This is a genomic window from Caldicoprobacter faecalis, assembly GCF_900115765.1.
Taxonomy (GTDB): domain Bacteria; phylum Bacillota; class Clostridia; order Caldicoprobacterales; family Caldicoprobacteraceae; genus Caldicoprobacter; species Caldicoprobacter oshimai.
Genome location: NZ_FOXR01000077.1, coordinates 1 through 2,017, shown reverse-complemented (window position 1 = coordinate 2,017; position 2,017 = coordinate 1). Strand labels below are relative to the sequence as shown.

The 2,017-nt window shown below is 44.2% G+C and carries 2 protein-coding genes; both read right to left on the bottom strand.

Features of this window, described 5'->3' with window-relative positions; all coding sequences use genetic code 11:
* Positions 1–11 precede the first annotated feature (11 nt).
* Positions 12–782: an IS21-like element helper ATPase IstB gene (istB, locus tag BM241_RS12080; RefSeq protein WP_092282907.1), complete on the bottom strand. Its 771-nt coding sequence runs from the start codon at positions 780–782 to the stop codon at positions 12–14.
* Positions 779–2,008 carry an IS21 family transposase gene (gene istA, locus BM241_RS12075; protein WP_092282906.1) on the bottom strand — a complete coding sequence of 410 codons (1,230 nt, stop codon included), beginning with the start codon at positions 2,006–2,008 and terminating at the stop codon, positions 779–781. Before istA ends, istB begins: the two co-directional genes overlap by 4 nt.
* Between the last annotated feature and the right edge of the window lie 9 nt (positions 2,009–2,017).

Genomic DNA, 2,017 nt, shown 5'->3' with positions numbered 1-2,017 from the left:
TTTTTTAAAAACTAGACGCTATTACGCGGGCTAGCATATAGCCCGGTTTTTAGCCTGTCCTTTAGGCGGTAGCTGTTGCCCCTTATGTTGATTATATGGGCATGATGTAATAATCTGTCCAATACCGCAGTTGCAAGTACAGGATCGCCCATAAGTTCTCCCCATTCCCCAAACCCTTTATTGCTCGTCAGAATTATGCTCCCTTTCTCGTAACGGGCACTTACTAGCTGGAAAAAGAGATTCGCACCCAGACCATCTAAGGGAAGATATCCCACTTCGTCAATTACGAGAAGTTTTGGCCTCGTATATATCCTCATGCGCTTCTCCAATCGATTCTCTTCATAAGCCTTCTTGAGGTCCTCAATAAGCCTTGTAAGGCTGCTGAAATAAACCGATATCCCTTGCGACAGAGCTTCTATGGCAAGCCCTATAGCCAGGTGTGTTTTCCCCACTCCAGGCGGACCAAGAAATATTACGTTCTCTGCCCGGCAAATAAAAGCCATTGTTGCAAGTTCCTTTATCAGTTTCTCGTCAATACTGGGTTGAAAGGTAAAGTCGAATTCCTCTAAAGTCTTCCTATACGGCAGCCGGGCAAGCTTCGTCCTTACCTCCATATTACGTCTCTGCCTTTCAACAACTTCTGCTTCAAGAAGGCCATTTAGAAAGTCAATGTACGTACTATTTTCACGCTGGGCCTTCTCAAGGAGGGCATCAAGATAAATTGCAGCATTTAAAAGGCCTAACTCTTCAAGACGCACTCGTGCTTTCTCAAACTCTATCATATCCTATCTACCTCCAAAAGACTCTGATAAACCCCCAGAGAACGCTTCTCCACTTCTAGAGAAGACACCTTAATCGCTATCGGCTTTGGATATATCATGCCCTCCGCTTCTTTAAGCCCCTTGTACTGGTCTTTAAGAAAAACGACTCCCCTTGAGCGATATCGCTTTTCGTGAGTTGCTATCACCTTCCCTTCGTAAAGAATTTCTATTTTGCCATTTCTCTCCCTTACAACCACCTCTTTCCCACTGTATTGCCATGGTACACCATACCTCACACCACCAAAGCTCAGCAGGCCATCCTTGTGAACTTTCCTCACCTCTTCCATGAATCTCTGGTATTTATCAGGGGCGGGTAGGGGTTTAAGGTTTTCTTCCTTTAAACGGTCAATAGGTCTTTCTCCAGTTGTACCGTGTATCCTCTTGTTTTTCCTGTCACACCATTCTATCGCCTGACGGTTTAGGTCTCCATAGTCTGTAAATCTCCTGCCCGGCAAGAAATTATCTTTAACAAATCCTATACCACTCTCCACCTTGCCTTTGGTCTGTGGACGCCGTGCCCTGCATACCCTCGGCACAAAGCCAAGAGTTGCAGCAAAATCCTTAAAAGTAGCATTCCATATCGGCCTGTTGTTCTCATCAACACCAAGTATTACGGTTTTCATCCTGTCTGTGAGCACTATATCAGTTACTCCACCAAAATATTCAAATCCGTGAATGAGGCAGCAAATGAAAGTATGGACATTGCAGCGGTTTGTAAATTCCACGTATATAGCCCTCGAATACCCTAACACCATAACAAAGATATAAAGTTTACGCACCTCGCCAGTTTCCTCGTCAATGTAAGTATATTCACCCCAGTCAACCTGAGTTTGCTGGCCGGGGTTAGTCTCATAGCGGCGCACAGCAGGAATCTGTTTAGGAGGCCTAAACGGCCTTACATAATCCCTTAGAATAGTACGGCCACCAGTATAACCTTCCTCTTTAATCCTTTCATAAATGACCTCGCAGTTGAATATACCTGAATTTATCATCTGTTGAATAGTATCCTTGTAAGGATCAAGCTTTGAACCCCTTTTAGGATGCGGTTTCCTTTGAGGAATACCGTTTGCTCTCAGGTATTTTCTTACAGTATTTCTTGAAAGGCCAGTCTCTTTAGCGATTGCACGAATGCTCTTGCCCTTTGCTTTTAATTCGTGTAACATGATAATAGATCCACTCCCTAGCATTTATTTCCC

Bases quoted from the DNA above. Each gene is read 5' to 3' on its own strand.
- istA (WP_092282906.1), bottom strand. From the start codon at position 2,008: ATGCTAGGGAGTGGATCTATTATCATGTTACACGAATTAAAAGCAAAG.
- istB (WP_092282907.1), bottom strand. From the start codon at position 782: ATGATAGAGTTTGAGAAAGCACGAGTGCGTCTTGAAGAGTTAGGCCTT.